16 protein-coding genes are annotated in these 21,142 nt (G+C 68.2%); 12 read left to right on the top strand and 4 right to left on the bottom strand.

The annotated features are described in order from the left end of the window. Window positions 1-86 precede the first annotated feature (86 nt). The 3 genes from KBI44_04030 to KBI44_04040 all read left to right on the top strand — a co-directional run bounded on the left by KBI44_04030 (window position 87) and on the right by KBI44_04040 (window position 4,884). Window positions 87-2,090, top strand: coding sequence for an aconitate hydratase (locus tag KBI44_04030; protein MBP9143631.1), 2,004 nt, complete (start codon window positions 87-89; stop codon window positions 2,088-2,090). Window positions 2,091-2,161: 71 nt separating this feature from the next. Beyond that, the gene (locus KBI44_04035) at window positions 2,162-3,598 is read left to right on the top strand and encodes a PQQ-dependent sugar dehydrogenase (GenBank protein MBP9143632.1); all 1,437 of its coding nucleotides are present in this window, start codon (window positions 2,162-2,164) and stop codon (window positions 3,596-3,598) included. After that, window positions 3,598-4,884 (top strand): right-handed parallel beta-helix repeat-containing protein, encoded by a 1,287-nt coding sequence (locus KBI44_04040; GenBank protein MBP9143633.1) that lies wholly within the window; start codon window positions 3,598-3,600, stop codon window positions 4,882-4,884. The genes KBI44_04035 and KBI44_04040 overlap by 1 nt, the downstream gene beginning before the upstream one ends. A 156-nt stretch (window positions 4,885-5,040) precedes the next feature. Here the strand turns inward: KBI44_04040 and KBI44_04045 are convergent, their stop codons facing one another. Next, the gene (locus KBI44_04045) at window positions 5,041-6,321 is read right to left on the bottom strand and encodes an outer membrane protein transport protein (GenBank protein ID MBP9143634.1); all 1,281 of its coding nucleotides are present in this window, start codon (window positions 6,319-6,321) and stop codon (window positions 5,041-5,043) included. Between the two features lie 46 nt (window positions 6,322-6,367). Between KBI44_04045 and KBI44_04050 the strand changes: the two genes are divergently transcribed. The 7 genes from KBI44_04050 to KBI44_04080 all read left to right on the top strand — a co-directional run bounded on the left by KBI44_04050 (window position 6,368) and on the right by KBI44_04080 (window position 14,792). Next, the gene (locus KBI44_04050; GenBank protein ID MBP9143635.1) at window positions 6,368-7,351 is read left to right on the top strand and encodes a mechanosensitive ion channel; all 984 of its coding nucleotides are present in this window, start codon (window positions 6,368-6,370) and stop codon (window positions 7,349-7,351) included. Between the two features lie 58 nt (window positions 7,352-7,409). Further along, complete coding sequence (locus KBI44_04055; protein MBP9143636.1) at window positions 7,410-7,751, top strand: STAS domain-containing protein; 342 nt, start codon at window positions 7,410-7,412, stop codon at window positions 7,749-7,751. Continuing rightward, entirely contained in the window at window positions 7,735-8,835 is a 1,101-nt protein-coding gene (locus KBI44_04060; protein ID MBP9143637.1) for an asparaginase, read from the top strand. Before KBI44_04055 ends, KBI44_04060 begins: the two co-directional genes overlap by 17 nt. A 38-nt stretch (window positions 8,836-8,873) precedes the next feature. After that, window positions 8,874-10,328 carry an FAD-binding protein gene (locus KBI44_04065; GenBank protein MBP9143638.1) on the top strand — a complete coding sequence of 485 codons (1,455 nt, stop codon included), beginning with the start codon at window positions 8,874-8,876 and terminating at the stop codon, window positions 10,326-10,328. 69 nt (window positions 10,329-10,397) lie between these two features. After that, a complete protein-coding gene (locus tag KBI44_04070) occupies window positions 10,398-11,399 on the top strand; it encodes a D-alanine--D-alanine ligase (GenBank protein ID MBP9143639.1) in 1,002 nt (333 codons plus the stop codon). 139 nt (window positions 11,400-11,538) lie between these two features. Continuing rightward, window positions 11,539-12,729 carry a DUF3142 domain-containing protein gene (locus KBI44_04075; GenBank protein ID MBP9143640.1) on the top strand — a complete coding sequence of 397 codons (1,191 nt, stop codon included), beginning with the start codon at window positions 11,539-11,541 and terminating at the stop codon, window positions 12,727-12,729. Between the two features lie 362 nt (window positions 12,730-13,091). Further along, window positions 13,092-14,792, top strand: coding sequence for a hypothetical protein (locus tag KBI44_04080; GenBank protein ID MBP9143641.1), 1,701 nt, complete (start codon window positions 13,092-13,094; stop codon window positions 14,790-14,792). A gap of 77 nt (window positions 14,793-14,869) precedes the next feature. On the opposite strand, the gene KBI44_04085 is transcribed toward KBI44_04080, so the two are convergent. Then, window positions 14,870-16,255 carry a hypothetical protein gene (locus KBI44_04085; protein MBP9143642.1) on the bottom strand — a complete coding sequence of 462 codons (1,386 nt, stop codon included), beginning with the start codon at window positions 16,253-16,255 and terminating at the stop codon, window positions 14,870-14,872. A gap of 186 nt (window positions 16,256-16,441) precedes the next feature. Between KBI44_04085 and KBI44_04090 the strand changes: the two genes are divergently transcribed. Further along, on the top strand, window positions 16,442-17,287 hold the full coding sequence (locus KBI44_04090; protein ID MBP9143643.1) for an ABC transporter substrate-binding protein: 846 nt from the start codon (window positions 16,442-16,444) through the stop codon (window positions 17,285-17,287). A 43-nt stretch (window positions 17,288-17,330) separates the two neighbouring features. Next, window positions 17,331-17,990 (top strand): HAD hydrolase-like protein, encoded by a 660-nt coding sequence (locus KBI44_04095; GenBank protein ID MBP9143644.1) that lies wholly within the window; start codon window positions 17,331-17,333, stop codon window positions 17,988-17,990. On the opposite strand, the gene KBI44_04100 is transcribed toward KBI44_04095, so the two are convergent. Both KBI44_04100 and cdd read right to left on the bottom strand, forming a co-directional pair. Next, a complete protein-coding gene (locus KBI44_04100) occupies window positions 17,984-20,617 on the bottom strand; it encodes a M1 family metallopeptidase (GenBank protein ID MBP9143645.1) in 2,634 nt (877 codons plus the stop codon). The two genes, KBI44_04095 and KBI44_04100, sit on opposite strands and share 7 nt — an antisense overlap. Before the next feature lie 57 nt (window positions 20,618-20,674). After that, complete coding sequence (cdd, locus tag KBI44_04105; protein ID MBP9143646.1) at window positions 20,675-21,082, bottom strand: cytidine deaminase; 408 nt, start codon at window positions 21,080-21,082, stop codon at window positions 20,675-20,677. Window positions 21,083-21,142: the final 60 nt, after the last annotated feature.

Consider the following 21,142-nt stretch of genomic DNA (forward strand, 5'->3'; position numbering starts at 1 on the left):
CGCGCCCTTGGCAACGTCAGAGTGGGCTAAATTGGGGACAGTCCCCAATTCTTTTCAGGTGGGAGGGGAGGGGTAGAATCCCCGCCATGAAACCGCCGTCGATCGTTCGCTTGACGCCCGGGAAACGGGTCCTCTTCCTGACCAAGGATGCCGAGCTCATCCGCCGCCAGTTGCGCGGCGAGCTCGACCTGCAGATGTCCGATGTCGACCCGGCCGACCTGCTCGATGACATCAATACCGACGTCATGACCCCCGCCTGGGTCTGTTTCAACTGGCAGCCGGAGGAGATCGCCCGCGAGGCCTACGCCGGCCTGATCGTCGACGGCCAGCGGCTCTTCGAGCGCGACGCCCTCGCCAACGGCAATTTCGAGGTCATCGTCTCCGGGCTGCGCAAGGGCACCGGGAGCTCGCGCGAGACCGCCGCCCAGTGCGAGAAGTACGCCGGGATCAAGATCGCGATCGCCGCCTCCTTTGCTCCGATCCACGCCCGCAACAACCTCAACCTCGGCACGCTCATGGGCGGCTACGACGTGCTCGCCCGCCTGCAGAGCGGCGAAGGTGTGCCGCTCGCCGAGTTCACCGAGGGCTACGATCCGATCACCCGGCAGATCATCGAGTGGGGAGGCCTGTTCCCCTACTCGAAGGCGCTCGCCGAGGGGGCCGTCGAGCCTCCGTCCGTCGCCACGCCGCGCCGGCCGATGACCATGGCCGAGAAGATCCTGGCGCGCCATGTCGTCGGCACGCAGAAGGGCGCCGAGGTCTACGTGCAACCGGGTGACGCCGTGGTGGTCTCGGTGGACGGCGGCTACACGCACGAGTTCACCACCGCGCAGGTGCACGCTTTCCTGGTCGAGGAGTACGGCGAGGACTACCGGATTCAGGACCCCGAGCGCTTCGCGGTCTTCGAGGATCATCTGATCTACGCCGACGAGGTCGCGCGCATGCGCCCCTTCCTGTCCAAGATCGAGATCCTGCGCGAGATGCAGCGCGAGTTCCAGCGCCATACCGGCGTGCGCGACTTCTCGTCCACCGACGGCGTCTCGCCCGGCATCTGTCACGAGCTCGCCCGCACGCACATGGTCGAGCCCGGGGACTTCATCCAGGCGACCGACTCGCACACCTGCATGGGCGGGGCGAACAACGCTCTCACCTGGGGCGTCGGCGCGACCGAGTACGCGGCTCTCATTCACTCTGGCTTCACCCAGGTTGAGGTGCCGGAGTCGATCCGCTTCGAGCTCATCGGGAAGCTCGCGCCGAACGTCACGGCCAAGGACCTCATGCTCCACATCCTGCTCGCCTATGCGCGGCCGCAGGCGACCCTCAACCGGGTCATGGAGTTCACCGGCCCGGGCGTCTCCACCCTGTCGATGGACGAGCGCGCGACGCTCGCCAACATGGCGACCGAATGCACCGCGAGGAGCGGCATCGTCTCGGCCGACGCCGAGACCTATCGCTGGCTCGCCCTCTGGCGCCCGGGAGTCGACAAAGACCGCTTGCGCGAGCGCACCGTCGAGCCCGACGCCGACGCGGTCTACGCCGGCGGCACTCACGTCATCGATCTCGCGGCGCTCGCGCCGATGGTGGCCGACCCGGGCGATCCCGACCGCGGCATCGCCTCGGACCCGACCAATGGGGCGAAGGTCGAAGAGATCGGCGAGGTCCGCATCGACATCGCCTACGGTGGCAGCTGCACCGCAGGCAAGATCGACGATCTCGTCTTCTACCACCGGGTGGTGAAGGAGGCGGTCGACGCCGGCCGCAGGGTCGCCCCCGGAGTCGACTTCATCATCCAGTGCGGCTCGCTCGAGGTCGAGAGCTACGCCCGCGAGCACGGCTTCCTCGACGACTTCGCGAAGGCCGGCGTGCGCCTCATCCGCCCCGGCTGCGGCGCCTGCATCGGCTGCGGCCCGGGCGTCTCGGAGACCACAGAGCAGGTCACCGTCTCGGCGATCAACCGCAACTACAAGGGCAGGAGCGGCCCCGGCAAGCTCTGGCTCGCGAGCCCCCTCACCGTCGCCGCCTCCGCCTTCACCGGCACCATCACCGCCTACACGCCCGGGATGTTCGCCCCCGTAACGGCCGCCCGTTAGCTCCCGTCCTGTGAACTGATTCGCGCCTGGACGCAGGCCGGTTCGCTAGGATGACTTCAGGAGATTCCCCAATGACTCGAGCTCCCTACGCCGCGCTGCGGTCGCTGTCGATCTGGACCTGTCTCGGCACCGTGTGCGCCTTCTCGGTGGCGCCTTCCGCACTGTTCGGCGCCACCGAGTGCTACACGGGGTCCTGCACGGCGACCTGCACTCCCGACGCGCCCGCCGCGGTGTCGACCCTCGTCTCCGGTTTCCCCGGGGTGAACGATACGCCGATCGCCTTCGTCGATCCGGCGGACAATCTGCGGCACCGCTTCGTCGCGACGCAGGAGGGCGTGATCTTCGTCTGGTCGGGCGAGACGCAGGCGCTGCTGCCTGTGCCCTTCCTCGACCTCACTTCCACGGGTCTCAACAAGGTCCTGTACGGCGGTGAGCGGGGGCTCCTCGCGATGGCCGTGGAGCCCGACTACCGGACGACCGGCCGCTTCTACGTCTATTACACGCGGGTCTCGGACGGCGACATCGTGGTCGAGCGCTATCAGCGATCGACCGGCAATCCGGATGTCGCCGATCCCGCTTCCGGGACCGTCATCTTCCGCATCGACCATCCGGCGACCAACCACAACGGCGGCCAACTGGCGTTCGGTCCGGAAGGCTACCTGTACATCTCGACGGGCGATGGCGGACCGCAGTGCGACAACGGCGCGGGAGTCTCGGGAGACGGCCAGAGCCCGGGCACCCTGCTGGGAAAGATCCTGCGCATCGACGTGCGCGGGGTGGATCCGACTCCCGCCGCCAATGAGTGCAGCCTCGACGCCTCCAACTACACTGTCCCCTCCGACAACCCTTACGTCGGCCAGGCGAGCGCGTGCAACGAGGTCTGGGCGCTGGGCATGCGCAACCCCTTCCGCTTCACCTTCGATCGGGACACCGGCGACCTCTACCTGGGCGACGTTGGACAGAACGAGTGGGAGGAGATCAACCTCATCCGCGCTTCGACCCCGGCACCGGCGAACCTGGGCTGGGTCTGCCGCGAGGGCTGCCAGTCCTCGTTCGCCTCGTCGGGCTGCTCGAACACGGGCTGTCCGGCGGATAGCGGCAGCACCTGCGAGTTCCCGCGCGCCAGCGGATTCTGGGATCCGATTCTCTGCCACCAGAACGCCCCTTGGGTCTCGATCATGGGCGGCTACCGCTATCGCGGCCAGCAGGTACCGGTCAATGCGGGCCGGTATTTCTACGGCGACGCCGCTTGCGGACAGGTCTGGGCGACCAACGACTTCGACGAAACGAATCCGGCAGCCATCTCCTCCTCTTGTTGGTTGAGCGGGTCGTCGAACTTCGGCTTTGGCGAAGACCATCTGGGCGAGCTCTACATCGTGCGCGGCGCCGCCCACGTCGTCAGCTGCATTCACAACGGGCAGGGCTGCTACTGGGCGCGGTGGGGCGGTCTCTTCGAGGACGGTTTCGAGACCGAAGCCACCTCCCGCTGGAGCTCGAGCGTCCCCTGATGTCGGCGCGCCGGATCGGCGGCGGGTGGCTGGCGGCGGCGCTGCTCGCCCCGGCCGTGGGGGTCGCTGGCGTCGTTCCTGTCGCGACGCCGGTGCAGCTCATCGCCGCGATCGACAGTGCGGCGCCCGGCGACGTCATCACGCTCGCGGCTGGCAAGTACGACATCTCCCAGAACCTCCTCTGCGATGTCCCCGGAACGGCGAGCGCGCCGATCGTCGTGCGCTCCGCGGTGCCGCTCGGGGCGCTGATCCGTTTCGACGCTGTGGAGGGCTTCAAGGTTTCGGCGCGCCATTGGGTTTTCGAGGATCTGGACATTCAGGGCGTCTGCGCCGATCACTCCGACTGCGAGCATGCCTTTCACGTCTTCGGCGACGCCGACTTCCTGCGGATCCGCCGGTCGCGCCTGCGCGATTTCAATGCCCAGATCAAGAGCAACCGGGATCCGGATGTCCTCGTGTTTCCCGACGACGTGGTGATCGAAGGCAACGAATTCTCCGACAGCGCGCCACGCCAGACCGGGAATCCGGTCACCAAGATCGACGTCGTCGGCGGGCGACGCTGGATCGTGCGGGCCAACGTCATCCACGACTTCGAGAAGGCCCTGGGCGACCACATCTCGTACGCCGCGTTCCTGAAGGGAAACTCGCGCGACGGGCTCTTCGAGCGCAACCTCGTGATCTGCGAGCACGACCACGCCGGCGGCGTCCGCCTGGGTCTTTCGCTCGGCGGCGGCGGGAGCGGCCCGGACTCGATCTGCGAGGACAGCACCTGCACGCCGGAGCATCAGGACGGCACGCTGCGCAATAACCTGATCGTCAACTGCCCGGCCGATGTCGGGATCTACCTCAACGAGGCGCTCGATACCCGGATCTACGACAACACGCTGATCGCGACGACGGGCATCGACGTGCGCTTCACGGCTTCGACCGCGGATATCCGCAACAACCTCGTCTCGGGGCAGATCCGCAACCGCGACGGCGGCACCTCGACGCAGAGCGCCAACCTCACCGGTATCACGACGCCGCAATATGAGCAGTGGTTCGCCGACCCTCTCGCCGCCGACCTCACCCTGCTCGACGGCACCGCCTTCGTCGACCTCGCCGAGCCGCTCATCGCAGTGCCCGACGACTACTGCGGAAGATCCCGAGGAGCTACGCCTGACCGAGGCGCCGTCGAATACGGTGGGACGATCTGCGACACGACCCAAGCCGGCGGGGGAAGCGACCTGTTCCGCGACGGCTTCGCCACGGGCGGCACCGGCCAATGGTCCGGAGTCGCCCCGTAGTGCACGCCCGCCGATGCCGTAAGTAGGATGCGGTAAGCGAAGCGCACCGCATCGGTCGCGTGACGGAGGAGTCCATCCGGAACGCGACCGATGCGTTTCGCTGCGCTCAACGCATCCTACATTTTGATCTCTTGGCGACGGCGGTGCTTCGGGCGCTTACCGCCGCCAGCGGGCCGAGATGGAAAAGACCTGGGCACGGGCGCTGTACGTGCCAGGGTCGGGAACGGGGTAGTTGTAGATGTTGGCATCGCGGTCGTCAGACTGATGGAACGAGTAGCCGACGTCGAACGAGAGTCCGGGGAGATTGCAGGAAGCGCCGAAGGCCACGACGGTCGTGTCGCCCTGGGAGTAGCCGGGCTCGAGTGTTTCCTCGGGCACCGGGCTCGGCTCGAAGGCGAGGCCGCCACCCAGCGCCCACATCGGCGAGAGCTTCCATTCGGCGCCGAGCCGCAGGCTGAGCACGTCCTTCCAGTCGCGGTCGCGTTGGATCGCTGCTGGGCAGCAGGGGGAGAACGGAAGATCGCCTGCCGTATCGATCGAGGTGCGGTCGAGCGCCGACCAACCGCTCCAGACGACGTCTCCCTCGAGCTTCAGGCTCTCCGTGATTCCCCACCAGACGCCGATCGATGCCGTGGGCGGGAGCTCGAAGTTCATGTTTACCGCGGAGGAGGCGAACCGGCGGTTGAAAGCGGCCTCGACCGCGGGGTCGCTGATCGGTTCGCGCGGGAAGGTGTCCATGTCGCCGCCGCCGTCGAGCGAGACTCCGGTGCCGAACACCGCTCCCCAACCCCAATTCGAGGCGCTGTACTGGACGCCGAGGTCGAAGCCGATTCCGTCGACCTGAGATGCCGCCTGCGTTTCCGCTTCCACGAAGTGCAGGTCCTCGAATCCGAAGATCTCGAGCGTGGCGAAGGAGGTCTCATAGCCGCCGCGCACGTAGCGCAGCGAGCCGCCGAGGCTCCAGCGTTCGTCGATCGCCCAGGCGAGCGTCGGGCGGAGCTCGAAGAGGGTGGTCTCCTGCCGGATCGTCTGGAAGCGCCCGGGGAAGAGCGCCGTGTCCCAGTTGGTGATCGTCCAGAACGGCGCGTCGAGGCTGAATCCGAAGGTGAGCGGAACGCCGAGCGCTTCGGGTTTCCAGGTGGCGTAGAGAGCCGGAGGAAACTGGATGACGTGGTGGGCCAGGTCGCTCTGGCCCGCGGTGTCGAGCTGGTCCTTCGGCGCCTGAAAGTCGAGGCCGGCCTGAAACTGCAGGCCCTCGAGTCGTGCGACGCCGGCGGGGTTGTAGCGCACCGCCGAGGGGTCGTCGGCGCGCGCGACGAAGGCGCCGACCTGGGCGGCGCCGCGACCGCCGTGCTGGAAGAGACCGAAACCGGCGGCGGCGAGCGGAGCCGAGAGCGGCACGAGAACGAAGAGGAGAAGGAGGGCGCGTCGTTTCATGGTCTTCGCAGTCTATCTCCTCGCACCTGCGCGCTAAGATACAGGGATGTTCGCGAACCTCACGCCGCTCCAGTCGGCCGCCGAGAACGCCGAGCGCCTGAAGGACGGCCTGCGCGAGACTCCACACAACCTGAAGGAGGTCCTCGAGTCGCTGGTCGACCGGTTCTTCGTGCATCTTCCCGGCCTCCTGACCGGGCTCGTGATCCTCGTCCTGTTCTGGGGGTTGGCGCGCCTCGCCTCCCGCCTCGTCCGGAAGCTGGCGGAACGGGCGCGCTCGGACGAGGCGCTGCGCGACATTCTGGTGTCACTGACCCGGTTCGCAGTGCTGGCAGTCGGCGTCCTCATGGCGCTCGACCAGATGGGGCTCGAGGTGAGCTCGCTCCTCGCGGGCGTCGGTATCGCGGGCTTGGCCGTCGGTCTCGCCGCGCAGGAGACGATGGCGAACATCTTCGCCGGCTTCTCCATCCTCTGGGACCATCCCTACCGCGTCGGCGACATCGTGACCATGGCGGGGAACCAGGGCCAGGTGAGTGAGATCGGCCTGCGTTCGACCCGCATCCGGACCTTCGACCAGCGCGAGGTCATCCTGCCCAACAAGGAGATCATCCACCAGCCGATCGTCAACCATTCGCGCTCGCCGGCGATGCGCATCGACGCGCCGGTCCTGGTCGCCTATGGCATCCCGGTCGACCGGGTGCGCGAGGTTCTCCTCGCGGCGGCGCGCCGGGATCTACCGGTCCTCGACAGTCCGGAGCCGCAGGTGGTCGTGACGGCGCTCGGCGAGTCCGGGGTCGCGGTCGAGCTGCGGGTCTGGGTCGCCGACCCGCTCTCTCCGGGAAGCTCACGCTTCCTGCTGCTCGAGGTCGCCAAGCGCGCTTTGGATGAGGCCGGCATCGAGATCCCGTTCCCGCAGCGCGTGATGCGCATCCTCGGTGGCGACGACACCGCGCGCCTGCGCAGCGGTTCGGCCGCATCTCCGGATGCCCTCTCTCCCGCCGCTCCCGCCCCTCCCGAATCCTCCAGTTCCTGAGGGCCGAGCGTTGATCGGTCGCCGCGGTCGCTGCTAAGCTGCACTCTCTTCGAAATCCATGATCGTCGAAAAGCGCCGCATCGGACCCGACACCCTCCTCGTCGTCGAGGGCGTCATCAAGCTCGGCGAGAGCGCCGTCTTCTTCTCGAAAGCGCTCGAGCGCGTCCTCGAAGAGGAGGGGCGGCACGTGCTCGTCGACATGGCGCAGATCAACCAGATGGACTCGACCGGCATCGGCGAGCTGGTGGGGTATCTCGGCCGGTTCTCCGAGGCTCGCCGCCGCCTGATCCTGGTCGCTCCGTCCGAACGCGTGCGGCGGCTCCTGCGGGTCGTCCAGCTCGACACCCTCTTCCCGATCTACGAGACGCTGGAGGCCGCCCTCGCTGCCGAGCAGGCCTGAGCCGACGCTCTGCCGGCTCGCCACGGTCCGCCGCGGCACGGCGGACGAGTCCTGGCACTCGGGGGCGATCGCCGTCGTCTCGCCCGGCGGAGCCCTCCTGCACTCTGCCGGCGACGCCGCCCTCCCGGTTGTCGTCCGTTCGACGGTCAAGCCGTTTCAGGCGCTGCCCCTGCTGCTCTCGGGCGGCGAGGCCGCCTACTCCCTCGCCGGCGAAGACCTGGCCCTGCTCTGTTCCTCCCACAGCGGCACCCCGGCGCACCGGGCGCGGGCGCTTTCGCTCCTCGCGCGAGGTGGCTTCACTGCGGCCGACCTGCTCTGCGGCGCCCATCGCCCGCTGGGGGAGGTGACGGCGCAGGCAGAAGAGCGAGGGGACTCGGGACAGGGCGCCCCCTGGACGGCGCTCCACAACAACTGCTCCGGCAAGCATGCCGGGATGCTCCTCGCCTGCCGCAAACTCGGCTTCGACCCCGCCGGCTACATCGACCCGCAGCACCCGCTGCAGCAGCGCATCGCGGCCGAGCTGGGAGAGGTCCTGGGCGCAGGGGCGCCGGTCCCGCCCTGCGGCATCGACGGCTGCAGCGCGCCGACCTTCGCGGTGCCGCTCGCGGCGCTCGCGAGGGGCTTCGCGGCGCTCGCCGATCCGGCAGCGTCCGGCCTCGACGCGAAGCGCGCCGATGCTCTCGGCCGGCTCGGCTCGAGCATGGCGGCCCACCCGGAGATGGTCGCCGGACCGGGGCGATTCACCACGGCGCTCATCGCCGCGACCGCCGGCCGCGTCGTCGGCAAGGAGGGCGCAGAGGGCGTCTACGCTCTGGCGGTGCGCGGCCCGCGTCCGCTGGGGATCGCAATCAAATTCGCTGACGGCGCGGAACGTTGCCGCGACATCGTCGTCCTCGAACTGCTGCAGCGCCTCGGAGCTCTGCGCCCGGCCGAGCGGGCGGCCCTCGCCGGTTTCGACCCGCCCGTCGAGCGCAATCATCGCGGCCTCGCGGTCGGCCGCATCGAAGCCGAGTTCGAGCTCGATGGCACGGCGGCATCCGTCAGCGACCCGGCGGGTCAGGCCGTTCGCGCCCGCCCAGCGTAAGACTTTAGAATGTACCTGTACTTCTGCACGGAGACCCGATGAAATCCGAATCGATGAACGACACCCAATTGAGAGCTGCGCTGGAGGAGTTGCAGGCCCAGCTTCCCGACTGCATCACCTTCGAGCTTGCCGACCGGCAGCCGTTCGAAAGCGACTTCGGGCGCTGGAAGCATCGCCTGCCGGCCGCTGTGGCGCGCTGCCGCAACGCCCAGGAGCTCGCCCGGACGATCCGCTTCTGCAGCGAGCGCGGCATCCCGGTGGCGCCGCGCAGCCAGGGGCATACCCAGAGCGGACAGTCGACTACCCGCGGACTGCTCCTCGATTCGTCGGCGATGAACCGGATTCTCGAGATCAACGAGGAGGAGCTCTGGGCCGACGTCGAGTGTGGCGTCATCTGGCGCGAGCTGGTGATCGCCGCCACGGACCGCGGCCTCCTGCCGCCGGTGCTGACCAACAACCTCGGGGTCACGGTCGCCGGCACGACCTCGATGGCCGGTCTCGGTGTCGCGAGCTTCCGCTTCGGCACCCAGGCCGACAACGCCATCGAGCTCGAAGTCGTGACCGGTGCCGGCGACATCGTCGTCTGCTCACGCGACCGGGAGCCCGAGCTCTTCGACATGGTGCGCTGCAGTCTCGGGCAGATCGGCATGATCACCCGCGTGCGCACGCGGCTGCGCCGTTGCGCGCCGATGGTCCGCATGTACACCCTGGTCTACGACGAGCTCGGGCAGTTCATGGACGACGCCCTGAAGGTGATGCACGCGCCACCAGACGGTGCCTTCGCCGGTTTTTCTTCATTGGGAGGCATCTGCTCGCCGGCGCCGCTCGGCTTCCGCAAGGTGGGCGAGGGGCTGGAGCTCGGCAAGGGGATGATCGGCTTCGCGCAGTGGCTCTTCCCGATGTTCCTGACCATCGAGTTCACGCCCGGCGAGGAGCCGGACGACGAGAAGGTGCTGGCCCCGCTTTCGCCCTGGCGCCGCTCCCTGATTCAGGACGTGACGCAGCTCGAGTTCTGCCGCCGCATGGAGCCGATGTTCGAAGCCTGGAAGCTCTCGGGCTACTGGGAGAAGCCGCACCCGTGGATGGAGACGACATTGCCGTGGGATTCTGCGAAGGAGTACATCGAGACGATCCTCGCGAACCTGCCGCCGGGAGCGCTCGGCGCCGGCGGCCACGTCCTCCTCTGGCCGGCGAAGACCTCGACCTCGAGCGTGCCGCTCTTCATGCATCCGGGCGGCGAGCAGGTTCTCGGCTGGGGCGTCCTCGGCGCCGTGCCGGAGTCGAAGCTCGACGAGATGCTGACCCAGCTCGACATGGCCTCGGAGCTGTCGATCGCCTACGGCGGCAAGCGCTACCTCTCGGGCTTCATCACTTTCGACACCCCGGAGCGCTGGGCTGCTCACTACGGCGACCAGTGGCCGCGCCTGTGCGCCGCGAAGCGCCGGTGGGATCCCTCAGGAATCCTCGCCCCCGGATTCATCCAGTACGAATGAGCCCGAAGAGCTGGACCGCGGCCGGATTCGGAGTCGGTTTCGCGGTGGGTAGGGGAAACTGAGGCCCAAATGCATCGAATCGCTCTGCTGACCGGCGGCTCCACCCCTGAACGCGATGTCGCGCTCGCCGGCGCCGCCCAGGTGGTGAAGGCGCTGCGCACCCTCGGGCATGAGGTCACGGTCGTCGACACGGTCAGCGGCCCGCTGACGCTGGCGGCCGAAGAGGCGCTGCTCGCGCAGGACGTCCGGCGCGAGCCGCCGACCCCGGAGCGGCTCGCCGAGCTCGCGGCGCAGGAGAACCTCCCGGCGCTGGTGTCGAGCGGCGAGATGCGCGCTGCCGATCTCGTCTTCCTGGTCCTCCACGGCCTGCAGGGGGAGGGCGGCACGGTGCAGGCTCTCCTCGAGCTCGGTCGGCTGCGCTATACCGGGAGCGGCCCCCTGGGCAGCGGCATGGCGATGGACAAGGAGGTCACCAAACGCCAGCTCCAGGCGGCGGGGATCCCGACCGCCGACTGGGGGATGTGGCCGATGCTGCCCGGGGCGATTGCCGATCTCGGTCTGCCGCTCATCGTGAAGCCGTCGAACGGCGGCTCGACGGTCGGCCTGACGCTGGTGAAGGCGCCGGAGGAGGTCGACGACGCGGTCGGCCTGGCTCTCGAAACCGACCGCGACGTGATGCTCGAGCGTTTCCTGCCCGGCCGCGAGTTCACGGTCGGGATCCTCGGCCAGCAGGCGCTCTCGGTAGGCGAGATCATCCCGCAGCACGAGATCTTCGACTACGAGTGCAAGTACACCCCCGGCCTGACGCGCGAGGTCTTCCCGGCCGAGATCCCCGACGAGTTGGCGCGCGAGATGAGGGATCTGGCGCTCGCCACCCACCGGGTCCTGAAGCTGCGCGACTTCTCGCGCGTCGATTTCCGCCTGGATGCGGCGGGCGCCCCCTACGTCCTCGAAGCCAACACCCTCCCCGGCATGACCGGCACCAGCCTCCTGCCGCAGAGCGCCGCCGCCGTCGGCATCCCCTTCCTCGACCTCTGCGCCGAAATCTGCCGCCTCGCCCTGGCCCGCTGAGCCGCGGGTGACCACCGATCCAGCGCACGCCGAGTCCGCGAGCTCGAAGCGAAGAGCGTCCTGCCGCTCTGGCCTGGGCTGGCTGTTCGGAGCCGCCCTGTCCCTCGCGAGCTGCCACGCTCCGGTCGAGCGCGGGCCGATGGACCACCGGGCCTACGTCTGGCAGCGGCAGGGAACGCCGGCGCTGCTCGAGGCGGTGCGCAACTCAGGCCGGTTCTCCCGGCTGCTCTTCCTGGCAGCCGAAATCGACCCGAACTCCAAGGGGCGCCCGCGCTTCCTGCTCGAGAGCTTCGAGTCCGTTCGCCAGAGCCCGCGGGAGATCGGTCTCTGCATCCGCATTCGGGAGCTGCAGGGACGGTTCGCCGGACAACCCGACGCCCTGAACGCCGTCCTCGAGACGCTGCGCGAGCTTCAGGAGCGCGCCCGCAGCAGCGGCATCGTGGTCAGCGAATGGCAGCTCGACTACGACGCGCCGGAGAGCGGCCTCGAGGACTACGCCGCGCTCGTACGGGCGGCGCGCGCTGTGGTGTCGCCCCTGACCCTTACCGCCCTCCCGACCTGGCTCAAGAGGGGTGAGGCCTTCTCCGACCTGGTCGGAGCCGCGGACGGCTTCGTGCTGCAGCTCCACGGCTGGGATTCCGAGGCGAGCGGTCCCGACGCGATGCGGGTGCTCGACCTCCGTCGCCTGGAGCGCTGGGTCGACCAGGCTGCGAAACACGGATCGCCGTTTCATGTCGCGCTGCCGACCTATTCCTATCTGGCGGCGCTGGACTCGACGGGGAAAGCGATCGGACTCGCGGCGGAGGCGGGCCCTTCGGCCCGCTTTGCCGCAGCGCCGCAGCGCCTCGTCGGGAGCGAGGCCTCCGGCCTCGCCGGCCAGGTGGGAGCCTGGACCGAGCGCAGGTCGCCGCTTCTCGCTGGAGTCGTCTGGTTTCGCCTGCCGGTTCGCGGCGACCGGTTGAACTGGGCCCCCGAGACCCTGCTGGCGGTTGTCGAAGGCAGGGTGCCACGAGCCGAGCTGCGCGCCGCAGCCGAGGCGCGTGAACCCGGGCTCTTCGACCTGCAGATCACCAACGTCGGCGAATCGACGGAGCCCCTCCCGAGACGACTCCTGGTCGAGCTCGCCCCCGGCCAGATTCTCGCCGCGGACGCGATTCACGGATATGTTCTGCAACAGATGCAAGACGGATCGATCACGCTCGACAGGACGACGGCCGCGCCGGAGCTCCTCTGGCCGGGCGAAGCGATCGTGGTGGGCTGGGTGCGCACGAGCTCCGCGGCCCACGCTGGCCTCCGGGTCGAGCTTGGGCCCGCTGGAGGAGGTATCTGAGATTTCCTGAGCGAAGTGGGCACAATACCGGCCGGCCCCCAGACGGGACCAGGCTGGTTGTCACCGTGCTGATGGCTGCGATCTGCCTACCCTGTACGGCGGGTTTCGCCTGCTTCCCGAACTTTCCGCAACCGCTCCTCTTCGATGAGGAGGAGTTTCTTTCTCTGCCGGCCGCGAGCTTCGAGCAGGCTCTGCAAGAGATCGACCTGCCGAAGTCGGCCTTCGCTCGCAGCCTGCAACTGCCGCAGGGCGTCGACGAGTCGGAATGCGGCGCGGCTATGGCGGAACTTGGGTTTGCGCCGAGAGAGCGGTCGGGGCCGCTCGAATGGATAGCGAACTTCCGCCGCGAGTTCCCGGGGAACATGAACGCAGCGAAACTGGGTTCGTCTCCAGAGACGCTGGCGCTCGCAATTCGGGCGATTCCGATGGAGTTCCCGGCCGAGTTCCGGCTCTACTTTGCCGGCGCGCTGGCTTACTACTCCCAGGACCTCGCAGGCGCGAGACAGAGCTGGCAGGAGCTACTCGCGCTGCCGGAGAATTCCCGGCGTCAACGATCGGTCTGGGCGGAGTTCATGCTGGCGAAGACGGCGGAGGATCCGCAGGAGGCCCTCCTGCGATTTCGTTCCGTTCGCGCCCTGGCCGAGTCGGGATTCCAGGACAGGCTCGGGCTGGCCTTCGCGAGCCTGGGCGAGGAAGCGCGGATCGAGCTATTCCGGAACGAGAACATCTCGCAGGCGATGCGGCTCTATGCTGAGCGGCACGCCAACAGTCCGGGCATCGAAACAACGAGCTCATTACGCTGGGCAGCAGCCGCAGCGCTTGGTGCGGATGAAGGTGCGCGAGCCACGTGGATCAGTGACCGCTTGGTCCGGAAAGTCGTGACGGCCTACGTGCTTTCGCGGGCGAACCATCCCTCTGGTCAGCGAGGGCTCATCGAACAGGGGAGGTTCTGGCAGGAAACGGTGGAGAAGAGCGGGCTGGACGTCCTGGAGGACGCCGATCGACTCGCCTTTGCGGCCTATCGTGGCGGCGACTTCGAGGGGGCTGCGCGATGGCTCGAGAAGGTGGGTCAGGACTCACCCTACTCATTGTGGGTGGGATCCAAGTTGGCCGCTCGCGCTGGGAACCTGGATCGCGCCAAAGAGCTCCTGGCCAGGATCGACGCAACGCGCCTGACAGGATTGATGATCTCGGGCGAAGGGCGCATCTGCGAGGAGATCGGTGCCATCGAGGTTTCGCAGGGCTACTATTCCGCTGCGCTAGAGTCCCTCGAGAGGGGTAGTTCCTGGCACACAGCGGCATATGTGGCAGAGAGCCTGATGACGGTGAGCGAGCTCCAGGCGCAGGTCGAACGACTCGAAGTCCCCACACCGCGTGAAGCGAGCTACGACGACTCGCTCGCGCGCTACTTCGACAACCGGAGCGAAGCGGAGCACGCGGTGCACTGGCTGAGGTTGCTGCGAGATCTCCTCGCTCGACGCCTCGCCCGGGCCTCGGACTTTCAGGCGGCGGCTTCCTATTCTGAATTCCCGGACCGCTTCCGTCAGCTCCTCGATGCACTGGCGGCTTCGAAGGACCAGAAGTCGCCGCGTTCCAAGCGCGCCGAAGCGCTCTTCTCCGGGGCATGCACTCTCCGCCGCCACGGCCTGGAGCTCCTCGGCACCGAGCTCGCGCCGGACATGGCAATCTGGGGCGGGGGCTTTCCCGGCGCGCCGGCAGAGGCATTGATGGCTCGTCGCGCCGGCTTCGAGATCCTGCGTCCCGGACCGGACGAACTGGCGCGCGAGGCGAAGCACCGCGCTGTGCCTGACAAGCGGTTTCACTATCGATATGTCGCCGCGGAGATGGCGTGGAAGGCGGTCGATGTGCTCGGAAAGACCGATCCAGAGACCCGGGCGGAGTATCTCTACGCCGCTGGCAGCTGGCTCAAGCATCGCGACCCCGAGGCCGCCGACCGCTTCTACAAGCGACTCGTGCGCACCTGCCGCGGCACCGAGCTCGCGAAAGAAGCCGAGCTGCGAGGCTGGTTTCCCATCGAGCATGCTGGGCGCTGTCAGGAGTAACCAGAGAAGCTTTTCACCCAACAAAAAGGGCGACCTCGTGAGGTCGCCCTTTTTGTTGCTTCAGGCTGCGAAACGCCTCAGGGGATGAAGACCGCCCGGAGGTTGGAGAAGGTCCAGCCCGGGGTGTAGGCCTCGGGGCCTTCGGAGGCGTGCTGGTAGCCGAACTCGATGAAGAAGCGCGCGGTGGAGAAGGTCGTGCCGCGGATGTTGTAGGCGCGGGTGACGACGGTGTTGCCGCCGCCGCCGGTGATCCGGTAGAAGACGGTGTCCTCGTCGAGGTCGTACTCGTAGCGCATGTGGTAGTTGCCGCCCGGCTGCGGCGAGCCGCCGGAGGCCTGCTCCATCCAGCCGGCGCCGGTCGCGTTGACCTGGAAGACCGTCATGTTGCGCGAGCCGCGGGTGTTCACGTAGCCGAACATGTTGTTCCAGCTCGAGCCGTTGTTGAGCCAGAAGATGCAGTGGAAGCCGGTGGTGTTGGTCCGGTCCCAGGTGCCGATGTGGAAGTCGAAGTCGACCGTGACCTTGCGGAACTCGCGGTTGCCGCTGAACGGCATGTTGACCCGGAAGTTGGAGAGGCCGTTGTTGTTCGTCGGATAGCGCACGATCTCGCCGTTGCGGGTGAAGACGACGGAGTCGCCCGGCGGCGGATTCGGATCGGGGCCCGGATCGGGGCCCGGATCCGGAGTCGTGCCGACCGGCTCGACGAGGGTCGAGCCGCCGATCCTCGTCGAGGCCTCGATGAACTCGACCTCGCCGGTCTGGTTGTTGCGGGTGGTGAGATAACTCCAGAAGCTCTGGTTGCAGCTGACTTCGGAGCGCGCGCCTTCCGCCACGTTGGTCAGGCCGAGCACCGCGAGGGCGTCGTCGAACTGGACCTGGGTGAGCGGCTGCAGGTTGATCGGCACGTTCTGCACGGCGAGCAGGCCGTCCTTCAGGCGGATCGTGATGGTGCACTGCGCCGCGGTGTGCGCGAGGTTGACGACGCCGAGGCTCGAGGTCAGCGTGCTGCCGGCGCGCTCCCAGCCCTGGAGGAGGATCGTGCTTCCGGCAGGAGCGATCTCGACCTGGTCGAGCACCGGAACCTCCGACTCGGCGACCTTCGTGCCGTTGAGGTTCCGCGTCGTGAGGGCGCCGCTGAACCGCAGCATGGTCGCGCCGTCGAGCTCGAGCAGGCCGCGGAATCCGGCAGGAACGAGGTTCGTGAAGCGCTTCGATTCGCCCGGGGCCAGATAGTACGGCCCGGTCTCGTCACCGGCCACGCGAATCGTGCCGTTGCTGGTTCCGGAGATGTAGCGGACGACGAAGCCCTGAATTGCGGTGTCCGGGTTCGTCGCCCAGAGCTCGGTCACCTGGGTATAGGCGCCCTCGGTCTCGTTGATGGCCGCCGGCAGGTAGACCGGGCCGGCGAGGACGGGGGCGGCGGCGAGCGCCAGAGTGCAGAGGGCGAGGAGAGTACGCTTCATCGGTTGGTGTCCTCCGGTTGTGTTCTTCATTCGATAGCGCTCGAATGAGGCTCAGAAGTGGAAATTGTAAGGGAAATTGGCACAATAGTTCAAGTAAAGCTTGAACTATTGAAAGGTGCAGCATGCCATTGTGCCGCCGGGGAAAGAGGCAGGGACGGCATCGATTTGATACCCTCCGCCCTCGCCATGAGCCAACTCGTCCGCATCGCCCACAGCCCCGACTCCGACGACGCCTTCATGTTCTACGCCCTGACCCAAGGGCGGCTGGACATCTCCGGCCTCGAGATCAGCCACGTCCTGCGCGACATCGAAACGCTGAACCGCGCTGCATTCGAAGGCACTTACGAGATCTCGGCGATCTCGTTCCACGCCTACGCCCACCTCGCCGACCGCTATGCACTCATGCCGTCGGGTGCGAGCTTCGGAGACGGCTACGGCCCCGTCGTCGTGACGAGAACCGCCCGGCGGCGCGAGGAATTCCCCGACCTCGTGACGGCCATCCCCGGTGAGCTGACCACCGCAGCGCTCGCCCTCAAGCTCTGGCAGCCCGGTGTGCGGACGATCGTCGTGCCGTTCGACCAGATCCTGGAGGAGGTCCGCTCAGGGAAGGTCGATGCCGGCGTCGTCATCCACGAGGGGCAGCTGACTTACGAAGAGGAGGGTCTGGTGGCGGTCACCGACCTCGGCGCATGGTGGAAGGAGGAGACCGGGGATCCGCTGCCGCTGGGGGGCAACGGCATCCGCAAGGACCTCGATCCCGCGCACTCGCGCCGGCTCTGCCGGCTGCTCACCGAGAGCATCGCCTACGGTCTCGACCACCGCCAGGAGGCGCTGGACTATGCCATGCGCTATGCGCGCGGCCTCGAGGACGACCCGGTCCGGTCCGACCGCTTCGTCGGCATGTACGTGAACGACTGGACGCGTGACTACGGTGCGATCGGCCGCCGCGCCGTGCAGCGCCTGCTCGATCGCGGACACGACGCCGGCATCCTGCCGCAGCGCGTGATCGCGGAGTGGGTCGAGGCGGAGTGAGCGCTCGCCGGCCTTGCGGGTTCCCCGGGCGGCGCAGCGGGCGATGAGGCCGGCCGCCGTCGTCTTCGACCTCGACGGCACGCTCATCGATTCGCGCCCCGATCTCGCGCTGGCGGTCAACCGGATGCGGGGCGAGCTCGCGCTGCCGGCGCTTCCGGAGTCGGCGATCGGGGCGATGATCGGGGACGGGGCGCGGGTGCTGGTCGACCGCGCTCTGGCCGACGCCCCCAGCGAGGTCCCCCGGCCCCAGGCGCTGGAGAGCTTTCTGGCGCACTACGCGACGGTCTGCACGGTGGCCACTAGGGCCTACGACGGCGTCGAGGAGCTTCTCACCCTCTGCCACCGGCGGTGGCCGCTCGCGCTGCTGACCAACAAACCGATCGCGATGACCGTCGAGATCGTCGAACACCTGAGCTGGGCGAGGTACTTTCGTTTCCTGGTCGGCGGCGACAGCCTGCCCTTCCGCAAGCCCGATGGACGCGGTCTCGCGCATCTCGCGCAGGCGCTCGAAGTGGCCGTGGACCGGGTCGTGCTCGTCGGCGACAGCCGGATCGATGCCGAAACGGCGAACGCCGCCGGAGCGGCGTTCGTCTGGGTGGAGTGGGGCTACGCAGCGGCGGGCGACCGCCACGGGCTGGCGGGCGGTCTCTCCGCCCGCACCCCCGCGGCGCTCGCCAGCTGGTTCGACGCGCTCCCTCAGTAGGCCTTGAGGAAGGCGCTGACGCCGGCCTCCTGCTTGTCTCGCCGCCCTATGCAGATGTTGACGACGTCCAACACCCGATCCAGGTTGTTCTGGCCGCCGGAGAGCTTCTGGACCCGCGGTCCGAAGAACGCCGCGATCTCGTCGCGATGGGCCGTGTCGCAGTAGCCGATCGCCATATAGACCAGTGCGGCCGTGTACTGCTCGGGCATGGCCGCCGCGAGCGGGTCGAACGACCGCTTCACCCAGTCGTAGGCCATCGCGCGGCTGACCCGGTCACCCGACAGCCCCCAGGCGACGCCACCGGCTTCGCGAACGTCGAACTTCCCGGAGAGCACCAGTTGCAGGCCCTTTTCGACCGCCGCCGGATCCCGGAACTGGCCGAGCGCGGCGAGAATCTGGCCGCGAGTCCGCCGATCCTGCTCCTTCCTCGCGGCGGCTTCGAAGCGATCGAAGAGCGCGGCGTCGCCGGTGGTCGCCGCGATGGCGAGCACCGAACCGAGCATCTCCGGCCCGATCGCCTTCGGGTCCTCGAACCAGGCTTCGGTCAGCCGGCGGGCCTCGGCGCGAGTCGCCGGATCGGCGGCGGTGATACCGAGTGCACGCTGGACGGCCGGCCGCAGAAGGGTGTCGTCGAGGCTCTCGCCGTCGCGCTTCGCGAAGCCCAGCTTCTGGCCGCGGGCGCCGAAGAGATGGACCAGATAGCGCTCGTAGTTCGGTCGCGCGGCGTCGGCGACCAGGTTGTCGTCCACCGAGGTGGCAAGGTCGAGCACCGAGTCGAGCACCAGCCGGCTCGTGCTGTCGGTGAAGCGCGGCAGGATGCCGAGCGCCGACTCCGGTGAGAGATCGCCGGCGGAGAACAGGAACCGGGTGTCGTCGAGCAAAGCCATCTGCTCGGCGATCGGCAGCGTCGTCGCGAGGGCCGAAAGCTGCTCGAGGAGCCGACCGCTGTACTGCGCGACGTAGTAGCCGAAACCGCCGTGGTTGGCCTGCACCCAGTCGGGGCAGAACGCGAGATCGGTCGACTTCGCCGCCGTGTCCAGCAGGACCTTCGCCGTCTCGCTCCTCGCCCCAGCGCCATAGCGCAGCGTCACCGGCACCTGCCAGAGCTGGCTCTTCGAGACCGGCGAGCCGAGCGGAACGTAGCGCCGTTGGGCGAGCGCGAGCTTGCCTTTGCCGCCTTCGCAGGTGACCGCAACCGAGACCACCGGCACGCCCGGCTGGTCGAGAAAGGTCGCGAAAGACCGGGCGACTTCGGGCGCGCCCTCGGCGGCCAGGGCCGCCAGGAAGTCGTCGGAGGTGGCGTTCCCCCAGGCGTGGGTCTTCATGTAGCGCTGCACCCCCTTGCGAAAGCGCTCCGGACCCATCCAGGTCTCGAACATCGAGAGCAGCGCGCCGCCCTTGGCGTAGGAGATGCCGTCGAAGGCGCTCTGGATGTCGCCCTGGTTGCGGATCGGGCGGCGCACCGGCTGCGAGGAGGCCAGGCTATCGGCGCCCATGGCGCTGCTGCGCCGGCCGGCGTTCTCGTCCTCACCGCCCCATTCGGGCTTCCACTGGGCGACGATCTTGCCGGCCATCCAGGTGGCGAAGCCCTCGTTCAGCCAGATGTCGTCCCACCACTTCATGGTGACGTAGTCGCCGAACCACATATGGGCGTTCTCGTGCGCCGCGGTTCCGGCGTAGGCGCGTTGGCGCTCGAGCGTCTGCCGGGCCGGGTCGGCGAGGATCAACCGGTCGACGTACGTGACGAGACCGGGGTTCTCCATCGCGCCGAATCCGACCGTCTGAGGCACCGCCAGGTTGTCGAGCTTGCCGAACGGGTAGGGGATCTCGAAGTACTCCTCGAGAGCCGCGAGCAGCGGTCCGGTGACCTCGGCCGCATAGCCGGTCAGCCCCTCCTTGCCCTTCGCGACGACCATGCGGACCGGCGTCTTCGAGCGTCCCCAGGTGCCGGCGTCGACGATCTTGAAGGGACCGACGCCGAGCGCGACGAGATAGGACGAGATCGGCTTCGTCGGCGCGAACTCGACCGCCTTCATCCCGTTCGCCTCCGGCCGGGAGGCGACTTGAGGGGCGTTCGAAACCGCCACGTTGCCCTCCTTGACGTGCAGCGTGAGCTGCCAGGGGGTGCGGTAGGACGGCTCGTCGAAGCAGGGGAAGGCGCGGCGCGCGAAGGTCGACTCGAACTGGCTGAAGGCGTACCAGTCTTCGCCGTCCTTCTGCCGAAAAAGGCCCTCGGTTTCGACCGCGTCGAGCTTGCCGCGATAGCGAACCGCGAGGTGGGCCTTGCCGGCGGGCAGCTCGCGGCCGAAGTCGAAGCCGGCGAAGTCGTCGCCGCCGGCGACGACGCGGACCGCGCTCTCCTTGCCACCCGCCCGCAGGGTCGCCGACTGGATCTCGAGGTGCCGTGCGTTCAGCCAGAGAAAGGAGGCAGGGCCTGCCAACTCGAGGTCGATCCCGACCTTGCCGTCGAAGGTCTCCTGCTCGGGCAGGATCGTCAGGTCGACGGTCATCAGGACGGGGCGGGCGACCTCGGGCAGGCGAAGCTCCGGCGGCTGAGGGTCTGCCGCGGCGACCAGAGTGGGCAAGGCGAGGGCGAGCAACAGGACGGCAATCAGGCGTGTCTTCACGGGAAATTCCTCCAAGGGGGGAGACCTGCAGGGCAACAGTCGCCCTGAGATACGGAATCAGGCGCCGGAAGTTTCCCCGGCCGGGAACTGGAACGGCTCGGGGAAGAGCTCGCCCAGGGAGAAGATCCGGCGGTCGCCCGCGAGGTTGAAGAGCCCGACCGGCGTCGCTGCGGCGCAGAACTCGGTCATCGTCTCGCGGCAGACTCCGCAGGGGGCCGAGGGGGGCGAAGTGGCGGTGACGACAGCGACGGCCCGGAAACGGCGATGGCCGGCGGAGACAGCGGCGGCGAAGGCGGAGCGCTCGGCGCAGAGCGTGACGCCGAAGCTCCGGTTCTCGACGTTGGCGCCGCTGAAGATCTCTCCGCTCTCGGTCTCGACGGCGGCCCCCACGGCGAAGCGGCTGTAGGGGCTGTGCGAATGGCTCCGGGCCGCGAGCGCGGCGGCGAGCAGGGGCTCCCAGTTCACTTTTCGAGCCTAGCATCGATCGGAGATCGGGCTGTGCTAACTTGCGCGCGCCTCCGTCGG

The organism is Thermoanaerobaculia bacterium, assembly GCA_018057705.1.
In the GTDB taxonomy this organism is placed as follows: domain Bacteria; phylum Acidobacteriota; class Thermoanaerobaculia; order Multivoradales; family JAGPDF01; genus JAGPDF01.

Coding starts and splice junctions, on each gene's coding strand:
- KBI44_04030 (MBP9143631.1), top strand. CDS start 87: ATGAAACCGCCGTCGATCGTTCGCTTGACGCCCGGGAAACGGGTCCTC.
- KBI44_04035 (MBP9143632.1), top strand. CDS start 2,162: ATGACTCGAGCTCCCTACGCCGCGCTGCGGTCGCTGTCGATCTGGACC.
- KBI44_04040 (MBP9143633.1), top strand. CDS start 3,598: ATGTCGGCGCGCCGGATCGGCGGCGGGTGGCTGGCGGCGGCGCTGCTC.
- KBI44_04045 (MBP9143634.1), bottom strand. CDS start 6,321: ATGAAACGACGCGCCCTCCTTCTCCTCTTCGTTCTCGTGCCGCTCTCG.
- KBI44_04050 (MBP9143635.1), top strand. CDS start 6,368: ATGTTCGCGAACCTCACGCCGCTCCAGTCGGCCGCCGAGAACGCCGAG.
- KBI44_04055 (MBP9143636.1), top strand. CDS start 7,410: ATGATCGTCGAAAAGCGCCGCATCGGACCCGACACCCTCCTCGTCGTC.
- KBI44_04065 (MBP9143638.1), top strand. CDS start 8,874: ATGAAATCCGAATCGATGAACGACACCCAATTGAGAGCTGCGCTGGAG.
- KBI44_04070 (MBP9143639.1), top strand. CDS start 10,398: ATGCATCGAATCGCTCTGCTGACCGGCGGCTCCACCCCTGAACGCGAT.
- KBI44_04075 (MBP9143640.1), top strand. CDS start 11,539: ATGGACCACCGGGCCTACGTCTGGCAGCGGCAGGGAACGCCGGCGCTG.
- KBI44_04080 (MBP9143641.1), top strand. CDS start 13,092: ATGAACGCAGCGAAACTGGGTTCGTCTCCAGAGACGCTGGCGCTCGCA.
- KBI44_04085 (MBP9143642.1), bottom strand. CDS start 16,255: ATGAAGCGTACTCTCCTCGCCCTCTGCACTCTGGCGCTCGCCGCCGCC.
- KBI44_04090 (MBP9143643.1), top strand. CDS start 16,442: ATGAGCCAACTCGTCCGCATCGCCCACAGCCCCGACTCCGACGACGCC.
- KBI44_04095 (MBP9143644.1), top strand. CDS start 17,331: ATGAGGCCGGCCGCCGTCGTCTTCGACCTCGACGGCACGCTCATCGAT.